Genomic DNA, 26,754 nt, shown 5'->3' with positions numbered 1-26,754 from the left:
CAGTCAAGCGTAGGGAAACACCTACCTATGTGCCGTGATCAGTGACTGGAGTACGGCAGCAGTGCCATCTCGCGCGCGTTCCTGACGGCGCGTGCCAGCAGTCGCTGCTGCTGGGCCGTGACCCGGGTGACCCGGCGGCTGCGGATCTTGCCGCGGTCGGAGACGAACTTTCGCAGCAGCTCGGTGTCCTTGTAGTCGATGTAGGTGATCCCGGCCTGGTCCAGGGGGTTGGGGCGGTTGCGGGCGGGCTTGCGGTCGCTCTTGCGGGACATCAGATCTCCAGCAGGGTGTCGAAGGCGGACGGCAGCCGCTTCCAGGCGTCGCGCCCGGCGGCGTACTCGGCGTCGGTGAGCAGGCAGGACTCCAGGAGGTGCGCCAGTCCGTCGCGGTCGAGGCCGGGCGAGGTGAACACGAGGTGGTTGCAGCAGTCGCCGTGTTCGGGGTGCCAGTCCAGCGCGGCGGCGGCCCGGCGCACCGGTGGGACCATCTCCCAGGCCGCGTCGGGCAGAGCGGCCAGCCACGGCCCCGCGCTCTCCACGCACAGCGCCCCGCCGGCCGCGTCCCAGTGCAGCAGCGTGTCCGGCTTGTCGGCGAGCCAGAACCGGCCCCGGCTACGGGCCGCGGCGCAGGTCAGGTCCTCCAGCGCCGCGTACAGCCGCTCCGGGTGGAAGGGCCGGCGGCGGTGCCAGACCAAGGTCGACACGCCGTGGTTGTCGGCCTCGGCGGGCAGCCGGGCACAGGCCGGGTGCTGAGCCGCCGCGGCGGCCTCCACGTCGAAACCGGCGAGAGCCGCCTGGGCCAGCGGGCGGGGCGTGGGGGCGGGTGCGGGCGACTCCGGCGCGGGCCATTCGGGCGCGGGCGCCTCCGGCGCACGTGCAGGTGCGGGATCCGGTGCGGGTGCGGACTCTGACGCGGGGACGCGGTCCGGTGTGGACGCGGGGTCCGGTGCGGGTGCCGGCCGCTGCTGATGTGGCGCCCGGGGGTGCGCCGTCCGTGGGTGTGGTGCCCGCCAGGCCACCGTGGCCGATCGGAACCTGGCGGGCCGTCGGGTGGAGCTGCGCCAGCAGCTCGCGGTCCTCGTCGTCCGCCTCCGGGGAGTCGGCCAGGGCGAGGACGGGGGCGTACTCCAACTGTCGGGCGAAGGTGTCGGCGATCGTGCGCTGGTCGGTGGCCGCCGCCGCGAGGCCGGCCTCGGCGAGGTCGTCGCCGTTGCCGAGGTACGGCAGCACCAGCGCCGGGTCCACGGCGGTGATCACGGAGGTGACGGTCAGCCCGCCGGACGCGACCACCTCGGCCATCGCCTTGGGCTCGACCGAGTCCCACAACTCGACGATCGCGAGCCGTGTCGTGCCGTCGGCGGCGAGCCTGCGCAGCTCGGGCACCAGGTCCTCGCGCAGCGCACAGCACGCGCAGTCGTTGACCAGGGGCGCCTCACCCGCGGACAGGATGCCGCCGCGGTCGCGGACCGTACGAACGACCGTACCGGCGGTGGCCGTCGCCAGGTCGTGGTGGAGTACGACGCTGCCGGGTACGTCGGCAAGCAAGCGGTCGACGGCCGCCTTGCGGGCCTCGGCGTGCAGCCCGCCCACGACGGCCACGGCGAGACTCATGCCCCGCCCCCCTTGCCGTACCGGCGCTCGAAGCGCTCCACGCGCCCGGCGGTGTCCAGCACGCGCGCGGTGCCGGTGTAGAAGGGGTGGCTGACGTTCGAGATCTCGACGTCGACCACCGGGTAGGTGTTGCCGTCCTCCCACTCGATCGTCTTGTCACCCGGCACAGCCGCAAGCGTCGAGCGGGTGAGGAAGGCGTGGTTCGCGGCACGGTCACGGAACACGACAGGCCCGTACTCCGGGTGGATTCCCTTGCGCATGGCGGTGATTCAGCGCTCCTCTCGGAAGTCGACATGCCGACCGACGACCGGGTCGTACTTGCGCAGCGTCATACGGTCCGGGTCGCTACGGCGGTTCTTGCGGGTCACGTAGGTGTAGCCGGTCCCGGCCGTGGACCGGAGCCTGACGACCGGGCGGAGTTCGTTGCGTGCCATGCTGCTACCTTACTGAAAATGACATCCATTACGCACTACGTCTGAGGAGAGTTACGTCACCATGTCCGCGCACTGCATGCTCACCGGGGCCCAGCCGGGCTTCGGGAACCGCGTCTCGCACTCCCACCGGCGCACATCCCGCCGTTTCGACCCGAACATCCAGAGCAAGCGGTACTGGCTGCCCAGCGAGAGCCGGTACGTCCGGCTGCGGCTGAGCGCGAAGGGCATCAAGACCGTGGACGCGATCGGCGTGGAGGCCGCCGTGGCCCGCATCCGTGCCCGAGGGGTGCGGGTCTGATGGCGAAGAAAAGCAAGATCACGAAGAATGACCGGCGCAGGGAGATCGTCGCCCGGTACGCCGCCCGGCGGGCCGAGCTGAAGGAGATCATCCGGCGGCCCTCGTCCTCGGCGGCCGAACGGCTCGCCGCCCAGCGCGAGTTGCGCGGGCAGCCGCGGGACGCGAGCGTTACGCGCGTGCGCAACCGCGACCAGGTCGACGGTCGCCCACGCGGCTATCTGCGCGCCTTCGGCCTGTCCCGGGTAAGCCTGCGCGAACAGGCTCACAACGGATTCCTGCCTGGAGTCCGCAGGTCCTCGTGGTGACCAGCTGGTAGCTTGCTGCGGGCCGTCCGGCGGAGGGCGGCCGGCCGCTACGAGCTTGGGAGCTTTCCGGTGACTTCTGCGATTGCAAGGGTGCGGACCGCGACCGTGGCCGCGGGACTGGTGGGGGCACTCGCCGCGCTGACCGCGTGCAGCGGGGGCATCAGCAGCAAGGCCGCCTCCTCCCCGACACCGAGTGCGACCGTCAAGTCCGCCGCCCCCTCCCCCTCGGGCTCGCGAGCCGTGGCCGGGGCTTCGGCCAAGCTCCAGGGCAGCTGGATCGCCACGAGCGGCGGCAAGATCGTGGCGCTGGTGATCACCGGGAAGAAGGCCGGGCTGTTCGTGACCGGGCGCAAGGCGTGGTGCCAGGGTGTCGCGGGCAAGGACTCGGGCATGCAGATGATCCATCTGACCTGCCCCGACGGCAACAAGGACCGGGCCACCGGAATGGTGGAATCGGTGGACGGCAAGGGCATGACGGTGAACTGGTCGGGCAAGATCGGCCAGGAGACGTACACCAAGGCGGAGGGCGGCAAGCTGCCGTCGACGCTGCCCACGAAGCCGAAGCACTGACCCCGTGAGCCACTTGAGGCAGACCACCTGAAGCGGTGATTCCGCAGGGGTGGGCACGCAGGTGCCCGGTGCAGACGCCATGATGCTGGGGCACCGTCACGACCTCGATGGGACATGCTCATGCGCGCCATTCCGCTCACCGTCACGGCCCTCGCCGCCGCCCTGCTGCTCACCGCCTGCGGTGGCGGCGGGAGCAAGAGCGGCGACAAGAACAACTCGGGCTGCCAGATCGGTGGGGTCTCCGTGCAGATCGGGTCGGCGAGCGTGGCGCCGAAGGCCGGTGACACGGGTGAGATTCCCGTCAGCATCACCAACCAGAGCAAGCCCTGCACCCTGGACCACTTCGCGGGCGTCTCCCTGAACGCCGGTAAGGCCAAGACCGACGTGCCGGCGCTCAAGGGCGCGAAGGCCCAGCAGCTGAAGCTCGCCAAGGGCGACTCGGCGTCCTTCACCATCAGCTATGTGCGCGGAGCGGCGGGCGGCAAGAGCAGCATGGACGTGAAGACCGTGGACATCACCCTCCCCGGCACCACCGCCTCGCGCAGCTTCCCCTGGTCCTACGGCCCCATCGCCACCCAGCCCGGCGGCACCGGCCCGAACGCGTCCGTGTCGGCCTTCCAGCAGGTCGGCGACTGAACGGCCGCTGCTGCCTGCGGCAGGTCACTCCGGCTTGGGGCGGGCCTGGGGCGGGCCTGGGGCGGTCACTTCAGGGCCGGGGCCGCTCCGGGCTGGGGCACTCGCTCTCGGCTGGGCGCCGCTCCGGTCTGAGCCGCTCGCTGCACGCTGGGGGCTCATGCCGGCCTCGGGTGCTCACTCCAGCCCTTGGTGCCCGCTCTCGGCCCATGCGCTCACCGCGGGCCCGGGCGGTCACTCCCGGTTGATGAGATCACCACAGGCTGAGGCAGTCACTCAAGCTTGGGCGATCACCCCGGGCTGAAGCCTCACTCCAGCCTGGGGCGGTCACCCCGGGCTGAAGCCTCACTCCAGCCTGGGGCGGTCACCCCGGGCTGAGGCCTCACTCCAGCCTGGGGCGATCACCCCGGGCTGAGGCCTCACTCCAGCCTGGGGCGGGCTCTTACCTGGGCCCGGTCCGCCGCGCGGGCGCCCTCTGTCCACCCGGCCGCGTCACTCACCCCGCGCAGCCGGGTCGTGGTGGTCTCGGGGAACATCTGCTCCAGCCGGCCGGTGACGGCTATCTCCCTGGTGGCCAGGACGGGCAGCAGATTCTGGGTGACCTGGGTCTCGGCGGCGGCCGCGAGCCGGTCGCCGACCCGGTGGGCGTAGGCGGCCAGGAACGACTGCCGGAAGGTCTTGGTCCGCTTCCGGCCGCCCGCTCTCTGCGCGGCCTCCGCCTTGGTCATCGCATGCGTGGCCTGCACCAGCAGCGACGTGTAGAGCAGCTCGACCGCCTCCAGGTCCGCCTCGAAACCGACGACCGTGGAGAAACCCAGCGGTTCGTTCCACACCGCGCGGCAGTGGTTCGTCCCGGCCACGGCGTCGAGCAGGACCGCCTTGGCCTGTTCGTACGGCGGCTCGACACCGATCCGGCAGGCGCCGGGCGCGTCCGGCGCGGGTGCCTCGGCCGCGAGCAGCGCCTCGTCGACACTGTGCCGCGCCATCAGCTCCTGCGCCTTGGCGCTGAGCGCCTCCGCCTCCTCCGGATATCCGGTGGCCTCGGCCTTGGCGAGCAGCGCGCGGATCCGGGCGAGCATGCGGGAGGCGGCAGGGCCGGGGAAGCGGCGGGGCTCGTCCTGCAGAGGCTCCAGCGTGGGCAGACGCAGCAGCAGGCGGTACAGCTCCAGCGCGCTGGTGGCCTGCGCGAAACGGTCGGCCTCGCGGGCGGGGCCCTCGGGCAGATCCGCCAGCTGGGCGGCCCAGCGGCGCCCGCGCGGGCGGTCCCGACCGGACTGCGCGCGGATCAGCGCGGCGGCCAGGCGCACATGCACGTCCTCCAGCTCGCGCCGCACCAGTCGTACGACATCCGCGGGCTGCCAGCCGCGCCGCCAGGCCGCCGCGACGAACTCCTCGCCCCGCTGCGCGAGTTCGGCGTCCGCGGCCGGGTCGGCGGCGAGCAGAGAGGCACCGGTGTCGAGGCCGGTGTCGGTGTCGTCGTAGAGAGCGGCTCGAAAGGCCCGCTCGACAGTGCTGGCATTGCTGGCAGTGCTGGTCACATCGTCGATCGTGCCACGCCCCACCGACAGCGGGCCGCCCTTTGTCCACAGGGTGTGGACAAAGGGCTGGCGGGCCGCCGGGGGGTGATGCACGGGTGCCGATGATCAACACCAAGGTAGTCGTGGATGGCGTCGGGGGCCGGGAGCCGGGGGCGGGTGATGGCAGGGCGACAGCGAGGAGGGCGGCTGCCCGCTGACCGCCCCGGACTGTCCGGCGCAGGGAGGCCAGGGCCGCGAGGGCCACAGCCGGGAGGCCGGCTGCCAGTAGGGAGAGAGCCGAGACGGCAGCCGCCGGGAACCCCACCGGCCACCCGGCACGGGGTGCCGATGGGGCCGGTCAGCGCGGCCGGCAGGCGCGTCCGGGAGAGCCGTGTCTCAAGATCGGTCGGAGCGCCGGGGAGCGAATTCGTCAAGGCGATGCCTCAAGGTCCGCCGGAACTGTCAGGCGCAGGGCGCCGGTTCACCGTTTGCCAGGTGCAGGGCGTGGTCGAGGGCCCTGTCGGCCGGGCAGGAGACGTCTGGGTGTACGCCGGTGCCCTCCCAGTTGGTGCCCGAGATGGGGTTGATCGCGCGGCCGACCGGGATCGAGGCCTCCAGGTGCGGGTGCACCGCCCAGCCGTCCCGCGGATGCGCTCCGCCGCGCGTGGTCTCGCCCACGACGACCGCGCGCCCCAACTGCTGGAGGTTGTAGGTGAGTTCCTCACCGCCGGAGAACGTACGGCCGCTGGTGAGGACGTACACCGGCTTGGCGCCCCCGAAGCGGGCACCCGGGACGTGCGGGAGGGTCCAGTACTGCTCGTACCGGTCGCCCGCGCGCCAGTACTGGGTGTTCAGGTGGGTCCGCTCGTCCAGGAGGTGGCTGCACACGAACGCCACCGTGTCCGGATCGCCGCCGACCGTGTCCCTGAGGTCCAGGATCAGCGTGTCCGCGCGCGCGACCAGCGTGAGCGCGGCCGACAGGGGCTCCGCCGCCCAGGCCAACCGGAAGAGCATCGGGGCGAGTTCGAGCAATGTGACCCCGCCCCTGAGAAGCTCCACGCGCGGGACCCCGCCCAGCGACGCGGCGAACTCACGGCGGAGCGAGGTGAGATCGACCTGGTCCCCGTCCTCCAGCAGGCGCTCGGCGTGGAACTTCAGGCGCAGATGCAGATCGCCGTTCTCCGACTGCAGGTCGGCGGTGACCCGGGCACCGAGTTCCGCCGGATCGGCGGTGTCGTACGCCCCCTCCTCCAGGCGGCCGCGCAGCAGGGCGGCGAGCCGGTCCGCCACCTCGGGGAAGACGTAGTTGGCGGCGAGGAGCCGGGCGGTCTCCTCGATGACGGCGGATACGTCGGCGACGGGGGCGGGCGACGCTGCGGGCGTTGCCTTAGAGGTCATGGAGGTCATGGCAGAGGAGTACAGCACCGGACTTGCGAAAGCGTCAAGGAAATTAGACGCTTAGACCATGACCGGACCGGAACCGCCCGACCGCGGCACCGACGACGGCGTGCTGGACATCTCCACGCCCGAGCAGTTCGCCGCACTCGCCCATCCGCTGCGCCAGCGCTTGCTGTTCGCGCTGACCCACGAGGCCGCCACGATCAGCCAGCTGGCGGTGCGCCTCGGAGTGGCCAAGGGGAGCGTGGCGCACCATCTCAAGACGCTGGACACGGCCGGACTCGTGCACATCACCGAGACCCGCAAGGTCCGGGGCGGCACCGAGCACTACTACCGGCGCACCGGACGGCGGCTGCGGGTCGCCGAACCGCGTGCGGCCGACCGGGCGGCCCTGCTGAACGCCGTCGCCCAGGAGGTCGACCGCTCCCCCGAGGACCATCTGCTGAGTCTGCGTCACCTGCGCCTGTCCCCGGAACGGGCGCGGCGGCTGCGCGAGACGCTGGCCGAGCTGGTGGACGGGACGGAGGAGGACGACACGGACCAGCCGGTGCACGGCGTACTGGTGGTGATGTACGAGCAGGAGCGGCCCTGAGGCGACCGCGCCTCAGGCGCTGATGCCGCACCTCGGCCCCTGAAGCACGTCTCAGACCCTGGAATTGCGCCCCACGCGTGCGTGGCGGCGCCAAGCATGACGGCATGGTGGACACGTCTCTCTACGCCGCGTTCCTGATCGCCGCGTTCGCGCTCTGCGTCACCCCGGGCCCCGACATGATGTTCATCGTGGCGGTGGGCGGCCGGGGTGGCCCCCTGACCGGGCTGACGGCGGCCGTGGGGGTCGCCTGCGCGATGTTCGTGCACACGGTCGCCGCGGCCCTCGGGCTGTCGGCGCTGTTCCTGAACCTGCCGACGCTCTATCACGCGCTGCGCTGGACAGGTGCGGCCTATCTGCTGTTCCTCGCGGTACGGGCGTTCCGCGGTGCCGACGGCCCCCTGGAGGCGGAGGCCACGCCGCGGCAGGGCCGTCAGCGTGCCTTCTGGCGGGGAGCCGTCACCAATCTCCTCAACCCCAAGGTGATTCTGTTCAACGTCTCCTTCCTGCCGCAGTTCGTGAACCCGGATCTGGGGCATGTCCGCGAACAGTTCCTCCTGCTGGGGGTCACGATCACCGCGATGGGCGTACTGGTGGACGGCTCGGTGGGGCTCCTGTCCGGAAAACTCGCCTCACTGCTGCGGCGCAGCCGACGAGTGGCCCGGGGGCTGGACTACTTCAGCGGGACGGTGTTCACAGGCCTCGCGGTGCGACTTGCGGTCACACCCAAGTGAGGCAGACCGGATAGGAAAACTGGACTGTCAACTGTCGGTTGACGCCTCTGGGAGTGCAACCTACGGTTGACACATGGCGACCAACCCGAACATCACGGCATCCGTACGCCTCGACGACCTCATCGAGGCCATCAAGAAAGTCCATCCCGAGCCCCTCGACCAGCTCCAGGACGCGGTGATCGCCGCCGATCACCTCGGTGACGTGGCCGACCACCTGATCGGCCACTTCGTCGACCAGGCCCGCCGCTCCGGCGCCTCCTGGACCGAGATCGGCCGGAGCATGGGAGTGACGCGGCAGGCCGCGCAGAAGCGGTTCGTGCCGAAGGAGTCCACCGACCTCGATCCCAACCAGACCTTCAGCCGCTACACCCCCCGCGCGCGGAACGTGGTCATGGCCGCGCACAACGAGGCGGTGGCGGCCCGCAACCCCGAGGGCCGCCCCGAGCACCTGGTTCTCGGACTGCTGGCCGAGCCGGAGGGCCTGGCGGCGAAGGCGATCACCGCGCAGGGTGTCCTCCTGGACTCCGTACGACAGGCCGCGACCGCCGCGCTCCCGCCCGCCTCGGACGACGCCCCGGACCTCATCCCCTACGGCCCCGACGCCAAGAAGGCCCTGGAACTCACCTTCCGCGAGGCCCTCCGGCTCGGCCACAACTACATCGGCACCGAGCACATCCTGCTCGCGCTCCTGGAGCAGGAGAACGGCGAAGGCGTCCTCAACGGCCTCGGCATCACCAAGGCCGGGACCGAGGAGCACATCGCCAGGACGCTGTCGCTGCTGACGGAGCAGCGCCTGCCGGGGGTCGGCGAGGCAGCGGCCGATCCGGCCTCCCCGGAAGACTGAAACCGCAGGTCAGACCGATTGTCAGAGCCGCCTGCCACACTCGCAGTCATGACCGACCGGTGGGCGCTCGCACCGGCCGAGGACGGAGGCGTGGACGTCGCCCCCCTCGGCCCTGACGGGCTGCCCGCCGGGCCGGTGCGGCGGGAGAGCGATCTCGCCGGGGCGGTGCGGAGCCGCCCGGAGGTGACGCGCTGGGTGTGGCGGTCCACCCCCGAGGTCTACCCGCGTCTGCTCGCCACGGGGGTGCGAGTGGAGCGGTGCTACGACATCGAGGACGCCGAGACCCTCCTGCTGGGCCACGAGGGCCGGCACGGCGAGCCACGCTCGGCCGCCGCCGCCCTGGCCCGCCTCCGCGGCGGCCCGGTACCGCCCGACCCGCCCCAGCGCTCCGCCGAACCGGGCGCCCAGTCCCCGCTGTTCGAGGCCACCGGCACCCGCCTGCCGCTGACCGACCTCCTCGCGGTCTACGCCGAACAGCTGCGACGGCACGAGCGGACCGCCCACCCCGACCGGATGCGGCTGCTGACGGCCGCCGAGTCGGCCGGCATGCTGGTGGCCGCCGAGATGAACCACGCGGGCCTGCCGTGGAGCGCCGAGGTCCACCGCCGCCTGCTGCACGACCTGCTGGGCGAGCGGTACGCGGGCAGGGGCGAGCCGCGTCGCCTCGCAGAGTTGGCCGACGAGGTGTCGGCCGCCTTCGGCCGCCGGGTCCGCTCCGATCTGCCCGCCGATGTGGTCAAGGCCTTCGCCCAGGCCGGGATCAAGGTGCGCTCGACCCGCCGCTGGGAGATCCAGTCCCTCGACCACCCGGCCGTCGAACCGCTCCTGGAGTACAAGAAGCTGTACCGCATCTGGGTGGCGCACGGCTGGTCCTGGCTGCAGGACTGGGTGCGCGACGGCCGCTTCCGCCCCGAGTTCCTCGCCGGCGGCACGGTCACCGGACGCTGGGTCACCAACGGCGGGGGCGGACTGCAGATCCCGAAGGTCATCCGCCGGGCCGTGGTCGCCGATCCCGGCTGGCGGCTGGTGGTGGCCGACGCCGACCAGATGGAACCGCGCGTGCTCGCCGCGATCTCCCGCGACCCCGGCCTGATGGAGGTGGCCGGCCGCGAGAGCGACCTCTACCAGTCCGTCTCCGACCGCGCCTTCTCCGGCGACCGCGACCAGGCCAAGCTCGCCGTGCTCGGCGCGGTCTACGGCCAGACCTCCGGCGACGGCCTGAAGAACCTGGCCGCACTCCGCCGCCGCTTCCCGAAGGCCGTCGCGTACGTCGACGAGGCCGCCCGTGCGGGCGAGGAGGGCCGGCTGGTGCGCACCTGGCTGGGCCGGACCTGTCCGCCGGCTGCCGGGTCCGGCGAGGACACGGCGGAGGAGGCGGGCATCCCGGTCGGCGAGGACGACACCGACCCGCAGGCCGGCGGCCAGGCCGCCTGGGTTCCGGGTTACGCCTCCACCAACTCCCGGGCGCGCGGCCGCTTCGCGCGGAACTTCGTCGTCCAGGGCAGCGCCGCCGACTGGGCACTGCTGATGCTCGCCGGGCTCCGCCGGGCCTGCGCCGGCCTCAAGGCCGAGCTGGTCTTCTTCCAGCACGACGAGGTGATCGTGCACTGTCCCGCCGAGGAGGCCGACACGGTCGTCCAGGCCATCCGCGCCTCCGCCGACCTCGCCGGACGGCTGACCTTCGGCGAGACACCGGTGCGCTTCCCGTTCACGACGGCGGTGGTGGAGTGCTATGCCGACGCCAAGTGAGCGCCGCCAGTGCGCACTTCGGTCACTCCACGAGAGCTGTTCACAGGCGCTTGGGTCACCGCGCCAGCAGTTCTCGCAGCTCCGTCACGATCGTCTGCTCGTCCGTGCCGTCCAGGGCGGCGAGTGCCGCGCGCCAGGCGTCGTACGCCTTTGCCCGCTGCCCTCGCGCGTGCAGCAGCAGCCCATGCTGGTGCCGTGCGAGGCCGCCCATGTAGCGGTCGGCACGGGCGTCGGCCCGGCTGAGCAGCTCGGCGCACTCGCGGCCCGCCCGCTGGGTCTCCCCCAGCTGCCGCAGCGCGCGGACCAGGCCGAGCCGGGTCTGGGACTCGCCGTGCCAGTCACCGTGACCGCCCAGGATGCGCAGGCTCTTCTCGAAGTGCCCTGCGGCGGCGGCCGGTTCGCCCAGGGTGAGATGGGCGTAGCCGATGTTGCAGTGCGCCGAGTGCTGCACGATGACCGCGCCGATCGCGTCCCCGATCGCCAGCGAGCGCCGGTGCTGCTCGATGGCGGCACGCGGATCGGTGTGCTCGTAGAGGTTGCCGAGGTGGCTGTGGGTGACGGCCTCTCCGTAGGGGTCGTTCAACTGCCGCGAGTACGCGAGGCTCTGCCGCAGCGCCTCCCCGGACTCCGTGAACCGACCGAGGCCCTCCAGCAGCAGACCGCGGTTGTTCAGACAGCGCCGGATCCTGGAGACGACACCGAGCCGCCGCCAGATCTCCAGGGACCGGTCGGTGAGGGCGAGGGCGTCCTTCTGCCGGCCGGTCATGAAGTGCAGGCCCGCAAGGTCGCCCAGCGCGTACGCCTCGGCCGCCGCGTCCCCGAGCCGCCGCGCCGCCCCGAGCGCGGCCCGCCCCAGCACCTCCATCTCGGCGACCCGTCCACCGCGCTGGACGTAGGGGAAGAGCAGCCGTGCGAGCACCGAGAGATGAGCGGCGCGGAGCCGGTCGGACGTGTCCGCGTTCCGCGCCACCAGGGCGACGACGTTCTCCAACTCCACCTCGCCCCAGGCGAAAGCCTCCTCGGTGGACTCGAAGGACAACAGCTCGGCCACGTCCACCGCGTGCTCCGCCGGCTGCGCGGAGGTCGCCCGCCGCCGGTCCTCCTGATCGAGTCCCGGTTCCGCCACCGCCTCCAGCACCCGCTCGGCCACGGCGCCGTACCAGCGGAGAGCGGCCAGGTCGGAGTCAGAGACGGAGGCGGAAGCCGGTGTCGGTTCCTCGTGGGAGTCGGTCCGGTGGACGGCGTCCGGCTGTGTGCCGGGGCGTGCGGCGGCGCCCGGCGCTCCCGCGCCCGCGTCCTTCCTCGTGCCCATGTCCCTCCCCATGTCCCTCCCCGTGTCCGTCAGTTCGCGGGCGAAGTCGCGGACCAGGTCGTGCGGGGCGTAGCGGCCGTAGGCCGTCTCCTCCAGCAGGGCGACGTCGACCAGGCGGTCGAGGGCGGCCTCGGCGCGGCGCTCGTCGGTGCCGGTGAGGCGGGCGATCAGCGGGGCGCCGTAGGTCGGCAGGTCCAGCGCACCGATGCGGCGCAGTGCCAGGGCCGCGTCCCGGTCCGCCTCGCGCTCGGCCGCGGCGAGCGCGTCATGGGCGACGGCCAGGGAACGCCGGACGCTCAGGTCGTCGTACTCCAGGTGCCGCAGCCGCCCGCCCGTCTCGGCGAGTTGGCCCGCGAGCACATCGGGGGTGAGGGCGCGGCGGGCGGCGAGCCTGGCGGCGACGACACGCAGCGCCAGCGGGAGCCGGCCGGTCAGTTCGACCAGCGCGTGCCCGGCGTCCAGCCCCTCGCGTCCGCTCACCGTGCGCAGCAGTGCCGCGCTGTCCTCGCCGGTCAGCGGGGTGAGCGGGAAGCGCCGGGCGCCGTCGAGGGCGGTGAGCGGCGAGCGGCTGGTGACGATCACCGCGCAGCCGGGCCCGGCCGGCAGCAGGGGCCGTACCTGGGCGGCGTTCGCCGCGTCGTCCAGCACCAGCAGGATGCGGGCCGGGGCGAGCAGTGAGCGGAGCAACGCGGCTGCCGCGTCCGGGTGTTCGGGGATGCTGCGGGGCTCGGCGCCCAGGTCCCGCAGCAGCGCGGCGAGTGCCTGGGCCGAGCTGAGGGGGGTCATGCCAGGGGTGGCGCCGTGCAGGTTGACGTAGAGCTGACCGTCGGTGAATCGATCCCGCAGCTCATGCGCGACATGCAGGGCGAGCGCGCTCTTGCCGACGCCCGCCATGCCGCTGATCACAGCGATGGCCGGAGCGGGGGCGGGCGGCTCGGTGAGCGCGTGCCGCAGTGCACGACGGACGTCGGCGCGGCCGGTGAAATGGGCGGGTGGTGCCGGGAGTTGGGCCGGACGCGGGGTCAGCCGGGCGTCCGGCTCCGGCTCGGCGTCCCTGTGCGGGGCCGCCGGTTCCCCCTTCTCCTCCGGGGTTCCGTCCACCCGCCCTGCGCCCTGCGGGACTTGGCGGGCATGGCCCTTCACGGCCCGCCGGAGGCCGACGCGCTCCTCGCCCGCCCGCCGCTGCTCCTCGCCACTCCCCCGCAGCACCTCGACATGCGCCTCGCGTACCGCGGGGCCGGGTTCGATGCCGAGTTCCTCGATCAGGCGGGCACGCAGATCACGGTGGACGGCGAGAGCCTCGGCCTGCCGGCCGGTGCGGTGCAGGGCGAGCATCAGCTGACGGTGGTACGCCTCGCGCAGCGGATACTCGGCGACCAGCGCCGCGAGCTCCGGGACGAGCGCGGCCAGCCGTGCGCCGCCCAGGGCGAGTTCGGCGTCGTAGCGCCACTCCAGCAGGAGCCGCCGAGCCTCCTCCAGGCGCTGCACCAGGGCATAGCCGCCGAGGTCGGCGGGAAGCCCGCTGAGCGGGGCGCCGCGCCAGAGCGCGAGCCCGGCGGTGCAGGCCCGTACGACACCCGACCAGTCCCGCCGGGCATGCGCGGCCCGCGCCTCGGCGACCCGGGCGTCGAAGACGTGCATGTCCAACTCGCCGTGATCGACGCGCAGTACGTACCCCGGTGGTACGGCTCTGAGCCGGTCGGGGTCGTCCAGGAGCCGGCGCAGCCTGGTGACGTGGTTGTGCAGGGACGCCTGCGCGGAGACGGGCGGCGCCCCGCCCCACAGGGCGTCCTTCAGCGACTCCACCGACACGACCCGGCCCGGCTCCAGCAGCAGCGCGGCGAGCAGCACACGCACCTTGGGACTGCCGATGGCACGGACGCCGTCGTCGAGGGTGTCGGACGAGATCTCGAACGGCGGCCGGTCGTACAGGACGGGCGGCCCCAGCAGTCCGAACCGCAGCTCGCACCGCCGCATCACGCCGTACCACTGCCTTTCCGCACGATCGGGGCCGACCGTGCTCCGCGACGAGCGCGCGCCCGCCGTTCCCTGGCGGGAATCCACCCTGTCCACAACGGTTTCCCGCCACCTTCTGCCGGCCGGCCCGGCCCCGGATCGGCCTGTCCGGCGGCCTGTTACGGACACCGTCGGCAAGTTCCGGCCAACGGATCCGCGACCTGCCGACGAACCGTTGGCCACATGTTAGCGATCCGTTGGCGCATCCTGATGTGATCATTTCCATCGGATCTGGCCCTACGGTGCGCGCGTTGTCGCGTAACTCGGGGGAGTGTCGCCGCAGGCTGGATCCGGGGACGCAAGGGGCCCCGGTCGGCGGAGGTGAACGCCCGGGGCCCCGTCCCGTTCTCTGCTCCGCGCCCCGTTCGCGCCGGCCCACGCTCTGTTCGCGCCGGCCCCGGCTGCGTCTACACCGGGGCGCACTCTCAGATCACAGGCGGGCGCCCCAGCCGAGTGAGCCGCCACACCGTCCGCCAGCGCATGGGCCGGCGCCCGCCCGCCGGTTCCCGCAGCCCTTCCACGAACCCGTCGAACCAGGCCTTCAGCCCCGCCAAAGAACGGGTGCGGGCGAGGGTGAGCAGCGTCCACACTCCGAGGTGCACGGGAATCAGCGGCAAGGGCAGCCGGCGCCGGACGAGCCAGACGCGGTTACGGGCGTTGACGCGGTAGTAGATGGCGTGCCGGGCCGGTGAGGTCCTGGGGTGCTGGAGCAGCAGCTCGGGGGCGTAGAGGATCTTCCAGCCGGCGTCGGCGGCACGCCAGGCGAGGTCGGTCTCCTCGTGCGCGAAGAAGAACTCGGCGGGCCAGTCCCCGGTCTCGGCCAGCATCGCCATGCGCAGGGCGTGCCCGCCGCCGAGGAAGCCGGTGACGTACCCGCGGCGCATCGGGTCCGACTTGCCCACGCGGGGCACATGCCGCTGTTGTGTCTCGCCGTGCTCGTCGGCGATGCGGAAGCCGACGATGCCGAGCCGCGGGTCGGCGGCGTACAGGTCCCGTACGCGCCGCAGCACATCGGCGTCGACGAGCAGCCCGTCGTCGTCCAGTTCCACGACGGCATCGACGTCGCCGAACTCCCGCAGCCGGGCCAGGGCGACGTTCCGGCCGCCCGGGCAGCCGAGGTTGTCCTCCACGTCGATGGTGGTGACCTCGCCGGGCAGGGAGAGCCGGCGGGCGAACTCGGGCAGGCGGCAGCCGTTGCCGACGATTACGATGCGGGCGGGGGCGAGATCCTGCTTGGCCACGGACTCCAGCAGGGCGTCGACCTCGGAGGGCCGGTTGCCCATGGTCACCACGGCGACGGCGATCCTCGGCTCCACCACGTCCCTCACCCCATCCGGCCGACAGCGGCACCACGCCCCGACCGCGCGGTGCCCGCCGTTCACCAAGATGTTGCCTCAGATCCGCGGGTTCACCCGATGCCGATTCACTTTGCGACCCCTTTGCTCCGCTTTTGTCCGCACATTCCCTCGAGAGGCGGCACAGCGGCCGGGCTCCCGCACCTGCGGTCCATCTCGGACCACTCCCCTCTCGGCCCGGCCAGGTTCGCGGTCAGGAAGCGGGCGGCTCCGGCGACCAGCGGTACGGGTACCGGGCCGACGGAGGCCACCGCCGCCGCGGCGATCAGTCCGCCGGGCGGAACACCGGCCCCGGCCACCGAGTCGCCCAGCGCATTGACCCGACCCAGCAACCGGTGTGGCACGCGTTCGAACAGGACGGGTCCCAGCACTGGTGACGAGGAACCCGGTGCACAACACCACCCGGCGCCGCAGCCGGTGGGCAACGACAGCGGCCACGAAGCTCCCACCGACCGCTGCGACTCCGATGACACCGCCCAGCACACCGATGGCAGCCGCTCTGCTGCCGGCACTCTTCGGCCCCCACGGGGATCAGAACGCGAGCAACAGAAAAACCCCGGGCCAGAAGCGGTCCGGCCCGGGGTTCAGTGGAGCCGCCTTCGGGATTCGGACCCGAGACGTACGCAAATCCGCGAATCTACCCCTCGACGAACGTGACGGTCTCGTCGAGCGGCGCCCTGCCCGTACGGGCGTAACCCACCGTGACGTCCTCGAACCCAATCGACATGCCACAGAAGAGGATGAGGTCGTGCGGAGGCGACAGGATCTCCGCGACAGTCTTGCGATACACCGACCACGCCATCTGCGGGCAACTGTGCAGCCCTTCGGCGCGCAGCAGCAGCATGACGGTCTGCAGATACATGCCGACATCGGACCATTGAGGGCGGCCCATGTCGCGGTCGATGTAGCAGAACAGGGCGGCGGGCGCCCCGAAACAGTCCCAGTTCGCGGCAGCGGCCCTCTGGCGCGCCTCCCAGTCGTCGCGCCCAATGCCAAGTGCGCTGTAGCGCTCATGGCCAAAAGCGGATCGGCGCTCTTGGTACGGAGACTTCAGTGCGGGCGGGTACATCTCGTACTCCCGCTCGTCCCAGGGGTCGGCTGCGGCCACGCGCTCGCCGGCGCGCCGCTTGAGCTCGGCCAGCGGCCCACCGGTCACCACGTAGGCGCGCCACGGCTGGAGGTTCGATCCGGACGGCGCCCAAGCCGCGGCGGACAGCACCCGCTCCAGCACCTGCCTCGGGACGGGCCGGTCGGTGAACCCGCGCACCGCCCGTCGGCTCGTGACCGCCTCATAGACATTCAAGATCATCTACCTCCCTCGTCTGCTCCATGCGTCTACTCATCGCATCTACTCATCGACAATCCGGGACTGCGAAATGGGACAGGCCCCGGAAACCTAATAAGTGACAGCCGAGCGAGTCCCTCGCCCCCCACCGGACCGGGGATCGGAGGACCGCGCCGACTCCCCGTCCGACTCGAACCGCCGCACTCGGCGGGCACAACGAAAAGACTGCCGGGCCAGGCCAGGACAGGCAGGAGGCAGGGATGTCAGGAGAGCCAGTCGGTGTAGCGAGTGGGGGCGAGGTGGGCGTTCTTGTCGGTGAGGACGTCGCCCTTGACGACGGCGAACATCCCGGCGGTGGGGTCGATGACGACGGTGCGGTTGTCGCCCTTGCGGGACAGGGTGATCCGGCCCAGCTCGTCCAGGGTGAAGACCTCGGGGCCGGCGATGTTGCGGATGCCGTTCAGCGGACCACCGGCGGCGACCTCCGCCACCGCTGCGGCCACGTCCTGGGAAGCGATGGGCTGGATGGGTGTGGCGGGCAGCCGGACGGCGTCGGCATCAGCGGTCCACGACAGGACTGCATCCATGAACTCCATGAACTGCGTAGCCCGGACGATCGAGTAGGGGATCGGCCCGGCCGCGAGGATCTTCTCCTGGAGCGCCTTGGCACGGTAGTAGTCCAGCTCCGGCACCTGGTCCACGCCGACGATCGAGAGGATGACGAAGTGGCCGACGCCGCCCTTTTGGGCCGCGGTCAGAAGGTTGTCCATCGAGGTCTGGAAGAAGGCCAGGGAGGCTTCGTCGAAGGTCGGGGAGTTCGTCAGGTTGACGACGACGTCGGCTCCCGCCACCGCCTGGTCCAGTCCCTGGCCGCTGATGATGTCGACTCCGGTGGACTTCGAGTGCGGTACCGCCTCGTGTCCGGCGGCGTTCAGGTTCTTGACGACCTGCGACCCGATCAGTCCGGTACCGCCGATGACTGCGATCTTCATGACATGCCTTTCGTGGGGATTATGCGCGCAATATTGCATATGCACCGCTATGTGGTCGCGGCATGAAACGGCTCGTCGATCGAACAAGGAGAGACGGCGTCAGAGACTGCCGACGAACGTGACCGTCTCGCCGAGCGGCGCCCGGCCTATGCGGGCGTCACCCGCTGTGACGTCTTCGAATCCGATCGACATCCCACAGAAGAGGACAAGTCCGTCCGGGGGTGACAGGACTTCCGCGACGGTCTTGTGATACTTCGCCCAGGCCATCTGCGCGCAGCTGTGCAGCCCTTCGGCGCGCAGCAGCAGCATGACGGTCTGCAGATACATGCCGACATCGGCCCATTGGGGCGATCCCATGTCCTTGTCGATGTAGCAGAACAGGGCGGCGGGTGCGCCGAAGCAGTCCCAGTTCGCGGCGGCCGCCCGCTGGCGCGCCTCCAGGTCCTCACGCGCGATGCCGAGCGCACCGTAGCGCTGCTCGCCGAAGGCGGATCGGCGCTCGCGGTACGGAGACTTCAGTTCGGGCGGATACATCTCATACTCCGGCGCATCCCAGGGGTCGCCCGAGGCCAGGCGCTCGCCGGCGCGCTTCTTGAGTTCGGCCAGCGGCGCGCCGGTCAGCACGTAGGTGCGCCACGGCTGGATGTTCGATCCGGACGGCGCCCAGGCCGCGCCGGACAGCACACGCTCCAGCGTTTCCCTCGGCACCGGCCGATCGGTGAACGCGCGCACCGCTCGTCGGCTCGCGACCGCCTCATAGGTGTCCATGACCGCTCGCCTCCATCTACCCAACGGGTCTATCTTCGTTACACTCAAGATGGTATCACTCAATACCGTATCGAGTGCAACTATCTCGATGTACGAATCCCCGCCCCTCGGCCCCCGCCTCGGGCACTGCACCTTGGAGAAAGTCCATGACCACGCTGCTGCACATCGACTCATCCGTGTTTTACGGCGAAGCGTCCTCGTCCCGATCGGTCACGGCCGCCTTCCGCAAGACCTGGGACGAGCAGCACCCGGAGGGCACGGTGATCTACCGCGACCTCGCCGCCGACCCCGTCCCGCACATCACCGCCGACGCCTGGTCCGCCGGTTATGCCGCCCCGTCCGAGCGCACCCCGGAGCAGTCCGCCGCGTTCGCCGCGCGCGTGAAGCTCATCGAGGAGCTGGAGCAGGCGGACGCCGTCCTGATCGGCGCCCCCATGTACAACTTCTCGATTCCCTCGACCCTCAAGGCATGGCTGGACAGCGTGCTCCTGCTCGGCCGCACCGCGGGCGAGGCCCCCTCCGCCCAGGGCACCCCCGTTGTCGTCGTCGCCAGCCGCGGCGGCTCCTACGCGCCGGGCACCCCGCGCGAAGGCTACGAGTTCGTACAGAACTACCTGGAGGCCGTCCTCAAGGGCACCCTCGGCCTGGACCTCGACTTCATCGTCCCGGAACTGACCATGGCCCCCCGCAACGCGGCCATGGCAGACCTGGTCCCCCTCTACGAGGCGTCCCGCAGGCACGCCTTCGAGGACGCGACCACCAAGGCCAAGGAACTCGCCGAGCGCCTCACCGCGTAACCCCCGGGCCTGGACGCCGTGTGACGCCCCACCCCAGGAGGTCACACGGCGTCCACGGCGCGTGCGCCCTCTCCGACGGTGCACGTGGCGCCCTGTACCTGGGGGCTGGTGGCCCGGCCGTGAGGGCGGCCGGTGTTCGGCCTGTCGGCAGGGCGCGCATCGAGACGACGACGGTGCTCTGCGAGGGTGAAGAGCACACCGCCGGCCAGGTCTGCGGCGCGGCAGTCTCACGGGCGACTCGGCCCCGTCGGCGACGAAGCCCTGACCAGCCGCCAGTCGCCAGGCCTGCGCGTGGCAACGTTGGCCACAGCTCTCAAGGCGGGGTTCGCCGCGGAAGCCGCATGAGCCCAAGCCCGCTGACGCGGCCGGCAACCGGTGCGCCCGCGCGCTTACGCCTCGTCGTCTGCCGGATGGGCAAGCCGGGTCAGCAGATCCTTCAGCTGCTCGGGCTCGCCGGGCCCAAGTTCGGCAACCAGACGCTCAGCCAGCGGCTCCGCCGCCACATGGACCGCATCGAAGAGCTCCAGCCCCTGAGGGGTGATCTCCACTGCCCGCACCCGCCGGTCCCCCGGAACAGCCTTGCGTACGGCCAGACCCTTCCGCTCCAGGTCGTCCACGACCCGCATGATTCCCACCTTGTCCGACCCCGTCGCCGCCGCCAAATCCCGCTGCACCGTGGGCCCGTGATTGACAAGCTCGATCAGCACCGCGAAATGCCGCAACTCGATGCCGAGCGGCCGAAGCGCCTCCCCCATCACCGCGGCCGCGCGCCAGTGCGCCCGGCGCAGCAGCAAGCCGAGAGCGAAAGGCGACGTATCCCCGGGGCGGTCGGTCGCATGCGAGGCAGTGGTGCGGTGAGGAACATCAGCGGCCATAAAGCCAGACTCTACTTCATTCGATACAGTATCGCCTGAAACTAAATGGGCTGCGTCCGCTGCGGCTCCGTTGGCAAGAAGCCGAAGGAGCAGGGCCGGACCCGCTCCGCTCACGTCATGCCCTGAGCCACGCAAAAGGCCAGGTCACGGGCTATGTGACCTGGCCTTTTCTGGAGCCGCCTTCGGGATTCGAACCCGAGACCTACGCATTACGAGGGCCCGCAAGATCATGACGGGTGGTGCTCGGTGATCACGCTCGGTCCCGTTCTTCCTGGTCAGAGACTTGCTGCCCGCCCGTGCATGACGTCACGTCCAATGGGTGCTTCCCCGTCCGCTCACGCATCGCTCACGCAACCCGGCCGCGCTCGCCTTCAGGACCCGGGCCCGAACGGAGGCCAGTCACCCAACCTGTCGTACATGGGCTTTCCGCAGCCCCGGCACGGCTCTCCGGCCTCAAATTCCTCCCAGGTCAGGCGCATCCCTTCCCGGGCCCACTTCTCTCGTCTCTCGTTGTCCCGTCGGTCTTCCTCCTCAGCCGCGAGGGCTTTTTGCCGGGCTCGTGTCAGCCGAGGACAACAGGTTCGCCGGTCAGTGCGACGCCTGCTTTGCGCAGTTCGTCGATGGCTTTGTCGGTGGTGTCGGCGGCGACGCCGGCGGTGTAGTCGAGCAGGACGCGTACGGCGAAGCCGGCCTTCGCACCGTCCAGGGCGGTGGCCTTCACGCAGTGGTCGGTGGCGATGCCGACAACATCGAGGTCGCTGACGCCGCGCGCATGAAGCCAGTCGGCCAGGGATGTGCCGTCTTCGGCCGAGCCCTCGAAGCCGCTCTTCGAGGCGGAGTACGCGCCTTTGTAGAAGACCTCGCCGAGGGCTTCGGAGGCGGCGGTCGGCGCGAAGTTGGGGTGGAATGCGCCGCCATCGCTGTCGACCATGCAGTGCACAGGGAAGGAGTCCTGGAAGTCCGGATGGTCGGAGAAGTGGCCGCCGGGATCGATGTGGTGGTCGCGGGTGGCGACGATGTGCGCGTAATCATCGCCGGCTGAGCGTCGGACCAGATCGGCGATGGCGCGGGCCCGGTCGGCGCCGCCTTTCACCGGGATGCTGCCGCCCTCGCAGAAGTCCTTCTGCACATCGACGACGATCAGTGCTCGGCGCATAGCGCAATCCTTTCTACACGGGGACCCGTGCCTGGAGGTATGCCACTTCGGCCGTGGTCGGGTGCGTCACCGCCGGGCCGTTCACCCGACAGGCCCCGAGCCCGCCACACGTCCCATCCGTGCCGGACGAGGCTGGGGTGCGGCCGCTGTGACAACGCAGCTTTGTTGGCAAAGAGCGGCGCAGGTTGTCGCTGGGGCGAAGGATGTGTCGCTGCGTGGTTGGCGAAGGGACTGTCCGATGCGGCTGGAGATTGCACTCGTCGGTGGTTGTGACCAGCAAAGTGAAGGGTCCACCTGCGCGCCTGGCGCCGTGGTTGTACAGATCTGCCTTGCATTTTTAGTTGACTGCGAAGAGAGGGGCCGTCGGCGCAGGTGACGGCGAGGACCGTTACGCTCCTCGCCCCGTGTTCGGCATCTGTGTCCTCGGCCAAGGAACCAGCGCCCTCGCGACGGCCAGCGGCTCGCAGAGGCCGTCGGCTGAGGGATTAGAGCCTGTGCCGAGTTCAGATCACAGGTTTGGCTGTTCTGCTGTTGGTGTCGCGAGTGGTGCTTGAACGCGGATGCGAAGGATCGATCCGCCGACCCCGTTCGAGTGGTGACGCGTTTTGTGCATACGGCTGTGGGCAGGGTGTGTGCGCTCACCTCGGCTTAGGAGGACAATCATGTTGCATCAGGTCATCCTCTCTCTTGGCGACAACAGTGCCGGCGGTGGCCTCCTCGGCGCCGGTGGCCTCCTTGGCGGCCTCCTCGGCACCGTCAACGGCCTCACCAACAGTCTCGGACTCGGCGGCCTCCTCTCGGACCGGAGGCTGAAGGTGGATGTGACGCCGGTGGTCTGGGACGCGTGATCCCCCGGCTGCTGCGGGCCATGGCCCGCAAGGCCGGGAAAGCAGCGCCTCCCACGGCTGCTACTTTCCCGGCCGGACGCGCCTCAACGGCCGGCCCGGCAACGGTGAGCGGGAGTGAGCCGGTGAACGGGTACCGCCTGCTCGAACACGTGCTGGCCCTGCCGGTGAGTACCTGGCGCTACCACTGGGATCCACCGCACGTGCGCCACCTGGGGCCCATGGCCCAGGACTGGTGGGCCGCCTTCGGAGTCGGCGAGAACGACAGGACCATCTGCTGCACGGACACCAACGGCGTGGCCATCGTCGCGATCCAAGCCCTCCACCGGCTGCTGACCCAGACCCAGCAGGAAGTCTCCGAACTCCGCCAGGAAATCAAACGCCTCAGCGAACAGCCCGAACAGTCCCCGCCGCATGGCGCAGACGGGAGCAACTCCGTGGGCTTGCCGCACCACGCAGAGAACGACCAAGGACCCGCGTAGTTCACAACCCAGGCGTGCCCACTGGCGCATCACCGGCTGCTTCGGCCGCGTCTCCAAGTCCCCTCCCGCAGCCACTCATCGAGGGTCTTCGATCCGAACTCAGCAACTCTCTAGCCGTGCTTGGCGATCGTGGCCCTGGCCGTCTCGATGTACTTCAGCGTCGCATCATCCTGCGACATGCCGCCCAGTTCCTTCCAGGCGTTCCACTTCGCCTTCGCGGTGAGGTCGAACACCCCGGGTGCATCGGTGCCGTTGTCACCGACGGTCGCCTGTTTGAAGTAGGAATAGAGCTTCAGAAGGGTGTCGTTGTCCGGCTTCGATGTCAGCTTCTTCACGTCTTCGGCCAGCTGCACGAACTCAGCGTTGTCCAGTCCTACTGACATTCCTGTCCTTCCGTGGCGGACTGCTCGGGTGCCGGATGCTCCCGGCTGTCTGCTCGGTCAACGACTACTGCCGGTGGCACGTGACGCTTGCCCCCGGACCAGTGTGACGCCGCTGAGAGGCGGTACCGCCAGCCCGAGCAACCGAGCCTCTCTCCGTCGAGGCTGAGCAGGCGTATGCAAGGTCACCCTGCACTGCGCAACCTCTCATGCAAAGTAGAGCTGCAAAGTGCAGGGTTCACCTGCACAGGACAGGGACGGCAGTTACACCGGGTACTGCACCGATGGTCCGGCGGGGCCCGCCGACGACGGCACCTCTCACGGGCATCTGACCCCGTGCCGGGACAACAGCGGGCGGCGCATCTCATGCGTCGGCAAGCTGTCCCGTCAGCTTTCTGCCCAACCCTGCAGACCTACAGCGACGGCCGGATCGACCGGTGGATCGAGGTGGGCGCGCCCAGGGGGACAGCCACGGCCACGGCAACGAAACGTCGGTGCTGAAGCTGAAGGCCGCTGCCCCGGGCGCCAAGCCAGTCAGCCCTTCACCCAGCAAGTGCTCATGGCCCTCGGGCCGCGGCTGGGGGCGGAAGCGTGGGAAAACCGAACCGCAGCACCGTCTACGGAAGTCCGTTCGCTAGCAGGCCGTGCCTACGGACACGGTGGCTGCCCGGGTCTCCTTGTACGGGCGCGAGTGCCCGGGCTTGGGGCAGGACTCGGATCGTTTCGCTCTGGTGGGTCGGCCGCCGCTCTGTCCCATCAGTTCCCACCACTGGGAGGTGGCGTCAGGACCAGCGGGCGCAGGGCGGCAGTCTGCGCGTTGGTCGAGGCCGGATCGCGGTCGATGACCAGTTCGCCCCCATCGATCGGCCCCCGTGCACGACGATGAGGAAGTGCCTGTCCCGTCGAGTCGAGCGCAGCTGCCACAGCCAGGAGGAGCTGTAGTTGGGGCTCAGGGTGACGCACTCGTTGATTGCGGGGTTGTCACTGCGGCTCACGTGGGCGAAGCCGGCCAGGCACTGGATGACGTACTCACATTCGGAGTCTCCTGGTTTTCCACCGCCCAGGTCTGTTCGGGCAGGCCGAGCAGGCCGTAGATGAGCGCCTCCGGATCTTCTGGGCCGGAGGGCTGGCCGAGGGCCCGCATCGACAGGTAGTCCGAGGTCTGGATGTGGCGAAACCCGTAGTTTTTTGCAGGCACCACCGGCATATCGGAATCCATGGCAGCCCTTTCCCGCACGGCCTTGAGGGCCGCGCCCTGGTGATCGGCGATGATGCCCGTGGCCTACCCCGGCCAGGTCGGCGGGCAATACCGAAAGGCGTCGCCAGTTCGGGTGGTCAACGCCATCCGGCGCCGCCCTGAAGAGTGCGGAAACAGCCCGGATACGGGCAACCTCTTAAGTGCTGAGTCATACAGCACCCCGTGTGGGTGACCTTCTCTCAGCCTGCTTTCCGGAGCCGGGCTGGGAGCGCGGGGCGTGCATGCGTGGGGAAGAAACCATCCTGCCCCTCGACGCGACCTGTCCGGAATTCCGGTTTGTACATGCATTCCCATTTCTGCGCCCTCCGGGCGGCGGGAGGATTCGGTCTTGCGGTTCGCCTCCGAGCGGGCGAAAACGATCCGATCTCGGGACAAGGGGCCGCGGTATGAAGGTGGACCAGGAGCGCCTGGAGCGGCTGCGAGGGGCGGTCCGGTGAACGGTGAAGGGATGACGATGAGCACTGCTCAGGCGGCAGCCACAGGTGGCGAGGACTCCGCCCCTCCAATCAGGACGGTCGCGGGGACCGGGGTGGCGGGGTTCAAGGGGGACAACGAGCAAGCCGTTACGGCTCAGTTGAACGGCCCGTGCGGGATCGCGGTGGACAGCACCGGCACCCTCTACTTCTCCGACGGCAACAACCACCGGGTCCGGAAGATCACGGCGGACGGGAAGATCAGCACGGTCGCCGGCACGGGCACCCCGGGCTCCAGCGGTGACGGCAGCCTCGCCACCGCCGCCCAGTTAAGGGACCCGCGCGAGGTGGCGGTGGACAGCGCAGGCGCCGTCTACATCGCCGACACCGGTAACCATCGGATCCGGAAGATCACGGCCGATGGGAAGATCAGCACGGTCGCCGGCACGGGCACCCCAGGCTCCAGCGGTGACGGCGTCTCCGCCACCGCCGCCCAGTTGAACAGCCCGTTCGGGCTAGTGGTGGACAGCACCGGCACCCTCTACTTCTCCGAGTACAACAACCACCGGGTCCGGAAGATCACGGCGGACGGGAAGATCAGCACGGTCGCCGGCACGGGCACCCGGGGCTCCAGCGGTGACGGCGGCCCGGCCGTTTCGGCCCAGCTGAACTGCCCGCGCGAGGTGGCGGTGGACAGCAGGGGCGTCCTCTACATCTCCGACTACAACAACCACCGGATCCGGAAGATCACGGCGGACGGGAAGATCAGCACGGTCGCCGGCACGAACGCCCCGGGCTCCAGCGGTGACGGTAGCCTCGCCACCGCCGCCCAACTGAACGGCCCGTCCGGGGTGGCGGTGGACAGCACCGGCGTCCTCTACATCTCCGACTACAACAACCACCGGATCCGGAAGATCACGGCGGACGGGAAGATCAGCACGGTCGCCGGCACGAACGCCCCAGGCTCCAGCGGTGACGGCGGCCCAGCCGCTTCGGCCCAGCTGAACGGCCCGGTGGGGCTCGCTGTGGACTGCGTCGACACCCTCTACATCGCCGAGTGGGTCAACAACCGGGTTCGGAAGGTCGCGTCGGCGAAGATGGCTGGGCTACCCGAGTCGGGCACGGTGGTCTCCTGGGCCAACGTCCGGAGCAGGCTGCGGATGGGGGTCCTGCGTGAGTCCACCAAGGACGGGGCCGAGATCCACCAGTTGCTCGCCGTCCCCAGGGACCATCAGCGGTGGCGGCTGGTCGCGGCGGGTCAGGACAACGGCGACGTCCTGTACAGGATCGAGAACGTGCGCAGCGGCAAGGTCCTGGAGGTCGGCGGAGCGCAGGAGGCGCCCGGGGCGGTGGTCGCGCAGCGCGCCTACGAGGGTGGCGACGCACACCACCAGCAGTGGAAGCTGATCCCGGTGGGCTCCGTGACCGACACTCCGCGGGTGTACGAGATCGCGAACCGGAACAGCGGTCTGCTGCTGCGGGTCGACACCAACGCCCGTACGGCGATCAAGCAGGACGGGGCGGAGGGCGACCACCGGGACCGGCAGTGGCAGTTGCTCCCCGTGTAACGCACGCAACGCCCGAGGGGGTCAGGGGCGGCCTCGCCCCTGACCCCCTCGGGAGCCGGGCACTGCTACTGGGAAGCGGACGGGTCCTCGGCGGTCGGCTTGGCGGCCTTGGGGGCCTCCGGGGCCTTGGGCGGCTTGGTGAAATCGCTCTTCTTCGGCCTGCTCTCCAGGTCCTCGTCCTTCTGGAGGCCACTGTGCCCCGTGATCGTCGTACTCGACTTCTGCATGCCGCCGGCTGCCGCGTTCGACACCGAGCCGGGATCCTGGGCGTACTGGGCCTGCGCACCGGCCGACGCCTGGGTGGTCTGGATGAAGGAGCCGAGGAAGCCCAGGATGGCCCGCGCTTCGGGCGACTCCTCCCGCACGACCTTCGCGCGGTGGTTGGCCCCGTGGATCCCACTGGTGAACAGGCTCGTGGTCGTGTCGTCGTAGGTGCTGTCGTCGGCGTCCTCGAAGTCGACGCCGGCACCCGGCCGCGGCTTCGTGCCGTCGGTGGTTACGGAGAAGAGCCCCGCACCCTTGTTCGCGAAGTTGAAGATGTTGTCGAATACCATGGTCGTCACCCCTGGTC

Annotated in this window: 27 protein-coding genes and 1 pseudogene; 12 read left to right on the top strand and 16 right to left on the bottom strand. The window is 70.5% G+C overall.

Features of this window, described 5'->3' with window-relative positions; genetic code table 11:
- Positions 1 to 38 precede the first annotated feature (38 nt).
- From rpsR to rpmG, 4 genes and pseudogenes are all read right to left on the bottom strand, one after another.
- Entirely contained in the window at positions 39 to 272 is a 234-nt protein-coding gene (gene rpsR / locus AV521_RS34525; protein ID WP_076094158.1) for a 30S ribosomal protein S18, read from the bottom strand.
- A pseudogene (locus AV521_RS34520) lies at positions 272 to 1,610 on the bottom strand (GTP-binding protein). The gene rpsR and the pseudogene AV521_RS34520 overlap by 1 nt, the downstream one beginning before the upstream one ends.
- Complete coding sequence (locus AV521_RS34515; RefSeq protein ID WP_076094156.1) at positions 1,607 to 1,870, bottom strand: type B 50S ribosomal protein L31; 264 nt, start codon at positions 1,868 to 1,870, stop codon at positions 1,607 to 1,609. Before AV521_RS34515 ends, AV521_RS34520 begins: the two are co-directional and overlap by 4 nt.
- Positions 1,871 to 1,879: 9 nt before the next feature.
- Positions 1,880 to 2,044 (bottom strand): 50S ribosomal protein L33, encoded by a 165-nt coding sequence (rpmG, locus tag AV521_RS34510; protein ID WP_076094154.1) that lies wholly within the window; start codon positions 2,042 to 2,044, stop codon positions 1,880 to 1,882.
- A 61-nt stretch (positions 2,045 to 2,105) separates the two neighbouring features.
- Here rpmG and rpmB point away from each other — a divergent pair, with 61 nt between their 5' ends.
- The 4 genes from rpmB to AV521_RS34490 all read left to right on the top strand — a co-directional run bounded on the left by rpmB (position 2,106) and on the right by AV521_RS34490 (position 3,853).
- On the top strand, positions 2,106 to 2,342 hold the full coding sequence (gene rpmB / locus AV521_RS34505; RefSeq protein ID WP_076094152.1) for a 50S ribosomal protein L28: 237 nt from the start codon (positions 2,106 to 2,108) through the stop codon (positions 2,340 to 2,342).
- Positions 2,342 to 2,647, top strand: a complete 306-nt coding sequence (rpsN, locus tag AV521_RS34500) for a 30S ribosomal protein S14 (protein WP_076094150.1) — start codon at positions 2,342 to 2,344, stop codon at positions 2,645 to 2,647. The genes rpmB and rpsN overlap by 1 nt, the downstream gene beginning before the upstream one ends.
- A 90-nt stretch (positions 2,648 to 2,737) precedes the next feature.
- A complete protein-coding gene (locus AV521_RS34495) occupies positions 2,738 to 3,217 on the top strand; it encodes a hypothetical protein (protein WP_256725782.1) in 480 nt (159 codons plus the stop codon).
- Positions 3,218 to 3,337: 120 nt separating this feature from the next.
- Entirely contained in the window at positions 3,338 to 3,853 is a 516-nt protein-coding gene (locus AV521_RS34490) for a DUF4232 domain-containing protein (RefSeq protein WP_076094218.1), read from the top strand.
- 416 nt (positions 3,854 to 4,269) lie between these two features.
- On the opposite strand, the gene AV521_RS34485 is transcribed toward AV521_RS34490, so the two are convergent.
- Together AV521_RS34485 and AV521_RS34480 are read right to left on the bottom strand one after the other, a co-directional pair.
- A complete protein-coding gene (locus tag AV521_RS34485; protein ID WP_179023599.1) occupies positions 4,270 to 5,388 on the bottom strand; it encodes a DUF2786 domain-containing protein in 1,119 nt (372 codons plus the stop codon).
- 441 nt (positions 5,389 to 5,829) lie between these two features.
- Positions 5,830 to 6,765 carry a S41 family peptidase gene (locus tag AV521_RS34480; protein WP_076094214.1) on the bottom strand — a complete coding sequence of 312 codons (936 nt, stop codon included), beginning with the start codon at positions 6,763 to 6,765 and terminating at the stop codon, positions 5,830 to 5,832.
- A 67-nt stretch (positions 6,766 to 6,832) separates the two neighbouring features.
- Here AV521_RS34480 and AV521_RS34475 point away from each other — a divergent pair, with 67 nt between their 5' ends.
- The 4 genes from AV521_RS34475 to AV521_RS34460 all read left to right on the top strand — a co-directional run bounded on the left by AV521_RS34475 (position 6,833) and on the right by AV521_RS34460 (position 10,681).
- A complete protein-coding gene (locus AV521_RS34475) occupies positions 6,833 to 7,357 on the top strand; it encodes a transcriptional regulator (protein WP_076094148.1) in 525 nt (174 codons plus the stop codon).
- A gap of 104 nt (positions 7,358 to 7,461) precedes the next feature.
- Positions 7,462 to 8,088 carry a LysE family translocator gene (locus AV521_RS34470; RefSeq protein WP_076094213.1) on the top strand — a complete coding sequence of 209 codons (627 nt, stop codon included), beginning with the start codon at positions 7,462 to 7,464 and terminating at the stop codon, positions 8,086 to 8,088.
- A 73-nt stretch (positions 8,089 to 8,161) separates the two neighbouring features.
- Positions 8,162 to 8,932: a Clp protease N-terminal domain-containing protein gene (locus tag AV521_RS34465; protein ID WP_076094145.1), complete on the top strand. Its 771-nt coding sequence runs from the start codon at positions 8,162 to 8,164 to the stop codon at positions 8,930 to 8,932.
- Positions 8,933 to 8,980: 48 nt separating this feature from the next.
- Entirely contained in the window at positions 8,981 to 10,681 is a 1,701-nt protein-coding gene (locus tag AV521_RS34460; RefSeq protein WP_076094143.1) for a bifunctional 3'-5' exonuclease/DNA polymerase, read from the top strand.
- 55 nt (positions 10,682 to 10,736) lie between these two features.
- Here the strand turns inward: AV521_RS34460 and AV521_RS34455 are convergent, their stop codons facing one another.
- From AV521_RS34455 to AV521_RS34435, 5 genes are all read right to left on the bottom strand, one after another.
- Positions 10,737 to 13,970 carry a BTAD domain-containing putative transcriptional regulator gene (locus AV521_RS34455; RefSeq protein WP_076094141.1) on the bottom strand — a complete coding sequence of 1,078 codons (3,234 nt, stop codon included), beginning with the start codon at positions 13,968 to 13,970 and terminating at the stop codon, positions 10,737 to 10,739.
- A 464-nt stretch (positions 13,971 to 14,434) separates the two neighbouring features.
- A complete protein-coding gene (locus AV521_RS34450; RefSeq protein WP_076094138.1) occupies positions 14,435 to 15,328 on the bottom strand; it encodes a glycosyltransferase family 2 protein in 894 nt (297 codons plus the stop codon).
- Positions 15,329 to 16,001: 673 nt separating this feature from the next.
- A complete protein-coding gene (locus AV521_RS34445) occupies positions 16,002 to 16,667 on the bottom strand; it encodes a nitroreductase (RefSeq protein ID WP_076094211.1) in 666 nt (221 codons plus the stop codon).
- Between the two features lie 245 nt (positions 16,668 to 16,912).
- Positions 16,913 to 17,641, bottom strand: coding sequence for an SDR family oxidoreductase (locus AV521_RS34440; RefSeq protein WP_076094136.1), 729 nt, complete (start codon positions 17,639 to 17,641; stop codon positions 16,913 to 16,915).
- Between the two features lie 99 nt (positions 17,642 to 17,740).
- Positions 17,741 to 18,409, bottom strand: a complete 669-nt coding sequence (locus tag AV521_RS34435) for a nitroreductase (protein ID WP_076094135.1) — start codon at positions 18,407 to 18,409, stop codon at positions 17,741 to 17,743.
- Between the two features lie 146 nt (positions 18,410 to 18,555).
- On the opposite strand from AV521_RS34435, the gene AV521_RS34430 reads away from it, so the two are divergent.
- The gene (locus tag AV521_RS34430; RefSeq protein ID WP_076094133.1) at positions 18,556 to 19,206 is read left to right on the top strand and encodes an FMN-dependent NADH-azoreductase; all 651 of its coding nucleotides are present in this window, start codon (positions 18,556 to 18,558) and stop codon (positions 19,204 to 19,206) included.
- Positions 19,207 to 19,595: 389 nt separating this feature from the next.
- On the opposite strand, the gene AV521_RS34425 is transcribed toward AV521_RS34430, so the two are convergent.
- Positions 19,596 to 20,081: a MarR family winged helix-turn-helix transcriptional regulator gene (locus AV521_RS34425; protein WP_076094132.1), complete on the bottom strand. Its 486-nt coding sequence runs from the start codon at positions 20,079 to 20,081 to the stop codon at positions 19,596 to 19,598.
- Between the two features lie 562 nt (positions 20,082 to 20,643).
- Positions 20,644 to 21,237 (bottom strand): isochorismatase family protein, encoded by a 594-nt coding sequence (locus tag AV521_RS34420; protein WP_076094131.1) that lies wholly within the window; start codon positions 21,235 to 21,237, stop codon positions 20,644 to 20,646.
- 662 nt (positions 21,238 to 21,899) lie between these two features.
- Here AV521_RS34420 and AV521_RS49615 point away from each other — a divergent pair.
- The gene (locus AV521_RS49615; protein WP_076094130.1) at positions 21,900 to 22,085 is read left to right on the top strand and encodes a hypothetical protein; all 186 of its coding nucleotides are present in this window, start codon (positions 21,900 to 21,902) and stop codon (positions 22,083 to 22,085) included.
- Between the two features lie 122 nt (positions 22,086 to 22,207).
- The gene (locus AV521_RS34410) at positions 22,208 to 22,564 is read left to right on the top strand and encodes a tail fiber domain-containing protein (RefSeq protein WP_076094129.1); all 357 of its coding nucleotides are present in this window, start codon (positions 22,208 to 22,210) and stop codon (positions 22,562 to 22,564) included.
- Positions 22,565 to 22,674: 110 nt separating this feature from the next.
- Here AV521_RS34410 and AV521_RS34405 read toward each other — a convergent pair whose 3' ends face one another.
- The gene (locus AV521_RS34405) at positions 22,675 to 22,917 is read right to left on the bottom strand and encodes an acyl-CoA-binding protein (protein WP_218639394.1); all 243 of its coding nucleotides are present in this window, start codon (positions 22,915 to 22,917) and stop codon (positions 22,675 to 22,677) included.
- A 1,018-nt stretch (positions 22,918 to 23,935) separates the two neighbouring features.
- Complete coding sequence (locus AV521_RS34400) at positions 23,936 to 24,163, bottom strand: hypothetical protein (protein WP_076094126.1); 228 nt, start codon at positions 24,161 to 24,163, stop codon at positions 23,936 to 23,938.
- A gap of 493 nt (positions 24,164 to 24,656) precedes the next feature.
- Between AV521_RS34400 and AV521_RS34395 the strand changes: the two genes are divergently transcribed.
- Positions 24,657 to 26,183, top strand: a complete 1,527-nt coding sequence (locus AV521_RS34395) for an RICIN domain-containing protein (protein WP_076094209.1) — start codon at positions 24,657 to 24,659, stop codon at positions 26,181 to 26,183.
- Between the two features lie 65 nt (positions 26,184 to 26,248).
- Here AV521_RS34395 and AV521_RS34390 read toward each other — a convergent pair whose 3' ends face one another.
- On the bottom strand, positions 26,249 to 26,737 hold the full coding sequence (locus tag AV521_RS34390) for a hypothetical protein (RefSeq protein WP_076094207.1): 489 nt from the start codon (positions 26,735 to 26,737) through the stop codon (positions 26,249 to 26,251).
- Between the last annotated feature and the right edge of the window lie 17 nt (positions 26,738 to 26,754).

Source organism: Streptomyces sp. IMTB 2501, assembly GCF_001953885.1.
Taxonomy (GTDB): Bacteria; Actinomycetota; Actinomycetes; order Streptomycetales; family Streptomycetaceae; genus Streptomyces.
This window is presented reverse-complemented; position numbering and strand designations above follow the sequence as displayed.

Bases quoted from the DNA above. Each gene is read 5' to 3' on its own strand.
- rpsR (WP_076094158.1), bottom strand. From the start codon at position 272: ATGTCCCGCAAGAGCGACCGCAAGCCCGCCCGCAACCGCCCCAACCCC.
- AV521_RS34515 (WP_076094156.1), bottom strand. From the start codon at position 1,870: ATGCGCAAGGGAATCCACCCGGAGTACGGGCCTGTCGTGTTCCGTGAC.
- rpmG (WP_076094154.1), bottom strand. From the start codon at position 2,044: ATGGCACGCAACGAACTCCGCCCGGTCGTCAGGCTCCGGTCCACGGCC.
- rpmB (WP_076094152.1), top strand. From the start codon at position 2,106: ATGTCCGCGCACTGCATGCTCACCGGGGCCCAGCCGGGCTTCGGGAAC.
- rpsN (WP_076094150.1), top strand. From the start codon at position 2,342: ATGGCGAAGAAAAGCAAGATCACGAAGAATGACCGGCGCAGGGAGATC.
- AV521_RS34490 (WP_076094218.1), top strand. From the start codon at position 3,338: ATGCGCGCCATTCCGCTCACCGTCACGGCCCTCGCCGCCGCCCTGCTG.
- AV521_RS34480 (WP_076094214.1), bottom strand. From the start codon at position 6,765: ATGACCTCTAAGGCAACGCCCGCAGCGTCGCCCGCCCCCGTCGCCGAC.
- AV521_RS34475 (WP_076094148.1), top strand. From the start codon at position 6,833: ATGACCGGACCGGAACCGCCCGACCGCGGCACCGACGACGGCGTGCTG.
- AV521_RS34470 (WP_076094213.1), top strand. From the start codon at position 7,462: ATGGTGGACACGTCTCTCTACGCCGCGTTCCTGATCGCCGCGTTCGCG.
- AV521_RS34465 (WP_076094145.1), top strand. From the start codon at position 8,162: ATGGCGACCAACCCGAACATCACGGCATCCGTACGCCTCGACGACCTC.
- AV521_RS34460 (WP_076094143.1), top strand. From the start codon at position 8,981: ATGACCGACCGGTGGGCGCTCGCACCGGCCGAGGACGGAGGCGTGGAC.
- AV521_RS34455 (WP_076094141.1), bottom strand. From the start codon at position 13,970: ATGCGGCGGTGCGAGCTGCGGTTCGGACTGCTGGGGCCGCCCGTCCTG.
- AV521_RS34440 (WP_076094136.1), bottom strand. From the start codon at position 17,641: ATGAAGATCGCAGTCATCGGCGGTACCGGACTGATCGGGTCGCAGGTC.
- AV521_RS34435 (WP_076094135.1), bottom strand. From the start codon at position 18,409: ATGGACACCTATGAGGCGGTCGCGAGCCGACGAGCGGTGCGCGCGTTC.
- AV521_RS34430 (WP_076094133.1), top strand. From the start codon at position 18,556: ATGACCACGCTGCTGCACATCGACTCATCCGTGTTTTACGGCGAAGCG.
- AV521_RS34425 (WP_076094132.1), bottom strand. From the start codon at position 20,081: ATGGCCGCTGATGTTCCTCACCGCACCACTGCCTCGCATGCGACCGAC.
- AV521_RS34420 (WP_076094131.1), bottom strand. From the start codon at position 21,237: ATGCGCCGAGCACTGATCGTCGTCGATGTGCAGAAGGACTTCTGCGAG.
- AV521_RS49615 (WP_076094130.1), top strand. From the start codon at position 21,900: ATGTTGCATCAGGTCATCCTCTCTCTTGGCGACAACAGTGCCGGCGGT.
- AV521_RS34400 (WP_076094126.1), bottom strand. From the start codon at position 24,163: ATGGATTCCGATATGCCGGTGGTGCCTGCAAAAAACTACGGGTTTCGC.
- AV521_RS34395 (WP_076094209.1), top strand. From the start codon at position 24,657: ATGAGCACTGCTCAGGCGGCAGCCACAGGTGGCGAGGACTCCGCCCCT.
- AV521_RS34390 (WP_076094207.1), bottom strand. From the start codon at position 26,737: ATGGTATTCGACAACATCTTCAACTTCGCGAACAAGGGTGCGGGGCTC.